This window comes from Aliiruegeria sabulilitoris (genome assembly GCF_001558155.1).
In the GTDB taxonomy this organism is placed as follows: domain Bacteria; phylum Pseudomonadota; class Alphaproteobacteria; order Rhodobacterales; family Rhodobacteraceae; genus Tropicimonas; species Tropicimonas sabulilitoris.
In genome coordinates, this window is sequence record NZ_LOAS01000016.1 from 1 (window position 1) to 4,752 (window position 4,752).

Here is a 4,752-nt window from a genome sequence, read left to right on the forward strand (position 1 = left end):
CGGGTTGGACATGATTGGAGGTCTCGTGTGCTGCCAAAATCGTATTCAGACCAACGATGCCCACAAGATGTAGTCTTGTAAACCCGATTTTGGGTCAGGGCGAGGTTTCTGCCACTTGGAACCTTGTTGGCAAGATGGAGCAGGGGGGGATGCCGCTCTCCCATTTGACCTCCTCCCCAAGATCCGGGCCATTGCGAACTGGAGCTTTCCACCTTTGACTGGATGAAGGAGGAAGACCCATGAAACGGAAGCGGTGCAGCGAGTGAGCTGATGCTTTTAGAGGTAAACGGCATGATTACAGCCCGTGGGTTCTGGCGTAATCCGCTGCCTCAAGTAGTGGCTGCCGGATCGCAGTTTCAAGCCTTTGGAGGGTGTCGATCATCCATCGATTTATCTCAGGCCAATTGTCGCGGTCGTAGCTGTCAAACTCATGCACAGATTTCACACGTGACTGTTTCGCGTGCTCCATTCGCTCCCAGACAAGAGGTTCTCCAAACGAAGCTTCGATCTCGCCTTTCCGTTCGTGAAGCTTGTCAAAAATCGCTTTGTTGATGTCGCGGTCACTGCCGTTGAAGTCAACCTGAACACGCACATCTCGTTTGCCAAAAATCATTGTAAATGGGCAGCCCGAAGCCCCGGACCCAGCGTTTAGCCAGTTGTCATTGGCTGGACTAATGTTTTGGAACAGCGTCAGGCCCTCCTCGCGCATTTTTTCTAATAACTGCTGCCAGTATTCGTAGCGGATCGAGTGCCGCGATCTTTGCGTCGCATGTGCACGCTTCTCCTCGGTTTCCTTTGACGAAAGCCCGATCATGTATTCCTCAGCCTCTGGCGTCGGTATGATTTGGCGGATGTCTAGAAGCAGTTCTTCTCCAAAAGAATAAGGCTTCACCGAGAAGCACTGGATGCGGATACCACTGCCGAGCAACCAGAGCGCGGTGGATGTGACTTCTTTTCGGAAATTAGCAGCGATGAAGATCACCCGTTGGCTGGTGCCGGAGTTCAGCACCACCTCGTCGAGTTCTTCCACGTCGAGGAACTGGCAAATCTTGGCCGATGCCCCGCCGCCACCTTCGTAGCGGTCGAGGTACTTCTGATAGATGTCCACGATCTGCGACTTTGTTAAGTTCGAGCAATAGGCGGCGTATTTCAGCGCCTGCCAAACAACATCGCGGCCCGTGTCGTCCAGCTTGTTTTCGATCACGACGAGGTTGCCGTCCTTGTCAAGCGCCAGCAGATCCAGCCGTTCGCGCGTATCGTCGAAACCGTCGAACTCTTTCTGGACGATCAGGAGATCCTCGCCCAACGCGTCGGGTATCTGAGCCAACCATTCTTGGAGGTGCTCGCGTTCGCGGAAATTTAGCTCGCTGAAGGTGCGTTCGTCCAGTTTGGTCAAGCAGTTATCGGTGCGGTTGATTTGGAACATCTGGTGCCTTCCCTTCAGGTCGCTCCCCTCGATCCTTTCCCAAGAAGAAAGGTTGTACTTCTCTTTTTCATCTTTCCGCTCAGAGTAAACTCTACGCAGTCGCGGGATGCGCCCCCCCCATTGCCGGAATCTGAGCCGAAACTCCCCAAGTAGTACGCCGACCGTTTCAAATTGCAGCCACTTTTCGCACTGATCAAGCTTCATGGGACCGCCGTGCCGTTGTTCTGGCACTGGAGCGCGAACTGAGCATGATTTATGGCCTCGGCGACCGGCTTGATCCGGTTTTGGGATGAACCGGCACCGCATTGCGCAAACCAGTCGAGCCGGGTTCGTTCGGATTTTGTCGCCGGCCTCATCATGATGGAATTCAGTGGCGCACGCAGCCGTTGGATGGCCGCGAGGATACCCTACGGTCAAATCCGAGCCGAACCGGCCGCGTTTCGCCTACACCCTCAAGGTGACCTATAAAATCTCACTCCAGGCTAACTTAAAATACTGAAATATAACACCGTACCGAGCCTCAGGGCCAAGAAATTGTCAGGTTACTTGGGGAATGAGGGCTAGTTAGTGTCCGAGGAAGTACTCTAATCGCCTTGGTCAAGTACTGATCTCCATTCGCGCTATGCTGCGTGCCGGGCTCTGAGGTTCTCTCCGCGGTCGCCGCTTGGGGCCGCATGTTTGCGTTCAGGGTCGGGTGGTCGAAGTGGTGTGCGCGGTCGATGCCGCATTGCACGGAGCGATCTCACCCTCGCCGCGCGTCCCGGCTGGACGCATTCGGTCGCGCTGAGGAGTATCGTCAGGGCTTGCTCTGTCAGGCCATCGGCGCCTCCCTGAAGGAGGTGTTTGTACGCCACATCGCGTTGAGAATGACTGCCAATTTCCGGGCCAGCGCGACTTTGGCCTTTCGCGGTCCGGTGCGTTCTGCAATCGCCTTTGCCCAGGTTCGCACGCGAGGCCCTCCGAGGTTTCGGCAGAAGATCGCGTTCGCTGCCTCGTACAGGCATTTCCGAGTAAACCCGTCGCCCCGTTTCGAGACTCGCCCGTTCCTGCTGATCTCACCGGATTCGTAGCGCCGCGGGGTCAGCCCGAGCCAGGCGCCCGCACTGGACGACCGCCGGTCCGGCAGGCTCAGATCCCGCAGGCGATCGGATCATCGACCAGCAGTGATGCCCAAGCCCGGGCCGTTTCGTGATCGCGGGCACGCCGATGCTGCAGGACGGTCCGACCGAGCAGACGCAAAGCGGATTCTGTGGACGGTTCGGTCTGTCGGGCCCGCAGGCAAAATAGCACGTCGGTCAGATCCAGATCGTGCAGTTCGGCCGGGAGGAGCCTGCCGGTGGTCAGGTCCACCACAATATCATCGACCGTCCGGTCACTCGCTCGCTGCATCGCGCTTTTCCTCCGCTTCTCGGCGCTGTTTCTCCAGCTCAAGCAGGCGCAACACCTCAGCCTCTCTCACGGCTTTCGGCGGTCTTTTCGGGTCACGGCAGTATCCCTCGTCCAGCGTTTGCGCGGCAGCATGCCCCCTCAGCCGCTGCGAGCTGATCCGGCATGGCGCCGGCGATCAAGGAGGCATCCGTGTAAGCCTCATCTCCGACCGCTTCGCGCACTCGACCAATCACAAAGCGACAGAGCGCGAGATAGGTCTCTGGACCAGCCGCTCGCGCTGCCGCCCAATCCGGGGTTTTACCGCCCAGAGCGGCGGAAACGATGCGCTCCGTTATCATTGCAGGAAGCCTCGGAGCGCTGCGGGTACATCATCGGCGGCTGCAGTGGTTGTGGAGGCGGGTTTGGCTGCAGATTGCGGGATTGGCCGACGACTATTCATCGATCGGGTGTCGATGCCGCTGCCGCCGAGCCCGAGTGAGCGCAAATAGGCCAACTGACGCTTCACGGCCATATCCAACATGGAAACGGCGGGATGCGCCCGGCCCTTGCTGGTAATGAAGCCTTCTCGCTCGATCATGTCGCGGAGTCTCAGGACATCGCAGCAGCAGAGGGCATATTCCGCAATCACGCTGATGTTCGCGGGGCTCCAGTCTTCCTCCTGGCGGCATTCCCAGAGAGTCTGGGCATGAACGTCCGCAATCGGGCCGAAAACGATGCAATCGGGGCGCCGGTGGCCATCCGGCCAGGGAAAGAGCGAGACAGGTTGCGATCGCTTGAGGAGCTGCGTCCTGCTGTCCGGGTCGAGTGACTTTGTCCGTTTTCCGCGTGCCATTGGGTGGGATCCTCCCGTGTTTGCAGTCGATCATAAAATATAGATTGTTATACCCCAAGTACAATTTGCGTCCGGAATATCCCGATCAGGTTAAAGTTAGTCCCCCCAGCGCGGTGGGTCGCCCCCCACCCCCATTTCTTAGGAAATATCCCCCCGAGGGTCGGCAGAGGCCCACCGGCCCGCACCAGGGCCGGAGCGGGCAGCGGGCCGGTCTGTCCGATGGGGCACGCTTCAGTCGCGCGTCTTCAGAGTTATATTATCACTCTGCTCTGTCCGATCACCGCCATGCACCGCCAGCCTCGGCGTGACCTTCGAGGTTGTTCCGCCCTGCGTCTTAAACCTTACATTGTCAGGTTTTTCCGTCGATGGTCGGCCATGCACCGCCAGCCTCGGCGTGGAGGGTCTGACAATGTCAGGTACAGAGCAAGCTTACATTGTCAGCCTGCTCCGTCCGACGGTGTAGTCCTTCGTGGTCCCTCTCTTAGGCTGCAGGGTTCTATTAGAACTCTGCTCTGTCCGATCACCGCCATTTCTCGCCAGCCTCGGCGCGTTTAGACCTTACATTGTCAGCTCTACGGTCTCGGCATGGAGGATGTGCTGTTAGCACCTCCACAGCCTCGGCGCGTTTAGACCTGCCGTTGGCAGGTCTACAGCTCAACGTGCTCTGTGCCTGCCGCGGCTCGGTTTCAGTTTGACAATGTCAAACTGCTTCAAGTTGACATTGTCATCTTGCTCCGCGCCTGCCGTGGCTCGGCACGGAGGAGGTTATATTAGAACCTCCACAGCTCAACGTGCTCTGTGCCTGCCGTCGCTCGCCATGCTCCGCCAGCTCCGGCACGTTTAGGCCTGCCGTTGGCAGGGCTACAGCCCGGGCACGGAAAAGCTGCCGTTGGCAGGTTTAGCCGTCGCTCGGTTTCAACTTGCTCGGCAGGTCGTTGCGCACTTATCCGCAGTTAACCGCAGTTATCCGCAGTGCGGCTCAACATATCGCGGACCGTGATGTTGACCTGGCCGCAGCGGACCGGGGGGCGGTGGAAGGTATCGGGTCGGAGGGGGCTACGGGGGCTACACCGATTCAAACCCTGCTATATAGAATCCATCCATT

At 58.3% G+C, this 4,752-nt stretch carries 3 protein-coding genes and 1 pseudogene; all 4 read right to left on the minus strand.

Going from position 1 to position 4,752, the window contains the following annotated elements; translation table 11 throughout:
• Positions 1-295: 295 nt before the first annotated feature.
• The 4 genes and pseudogenes from AX756_RS15810 to AX756_RS26090 all read right to left on the minus strand — a co-directional run bounded on the left by AX756_RS15810 (position 296) and on the right by AX756_RS26090 (position 3,392).
• Positions 296-1,630 (minus strand): DUF4268 domain-containing protein, encoded by a 1,335-nt coding sequence (locus AX756_RS15810; protein ID WP_231701079.1) that lies wholly within the window; start codon positions 1,628-1,630, stop codon positions 296-298.
• 607 nt (positions 1,631-2,237) lie between these two features.
• Positions 2,238-2,543: pseudogene (locus tag AX756_RS25165) on the minus strand (transposase); the annotation flags it as partial.
• Positions 2,544-2,554: 11 nt separating this feature from the next.
• On the minus strand, positions 2,555-2,815 hold the full coding sequence (locus tag AX756_RS15820) for a hypothetical protein (RefSeq protein ID WP_068313616.1): 261 nt from the start codon (positions 2,813-2,815) through the stop codon (positions 2,555-2,557).
• Between the two features lie 334 nt (positions 2,816-3,149).
• On the minus strand, positions 3,150-3,392 hold the full coding sequence (locus AX756_RS26090) for a hypothetical protein (RefSeq protein WP_197431084.1): 243 nt from the start codon (positions 3,390-3,392) through the stop codon (positions 3,150-3,152).
• Positions 3,393-4,752 lie beyond the last annotated feature (1,360 nt).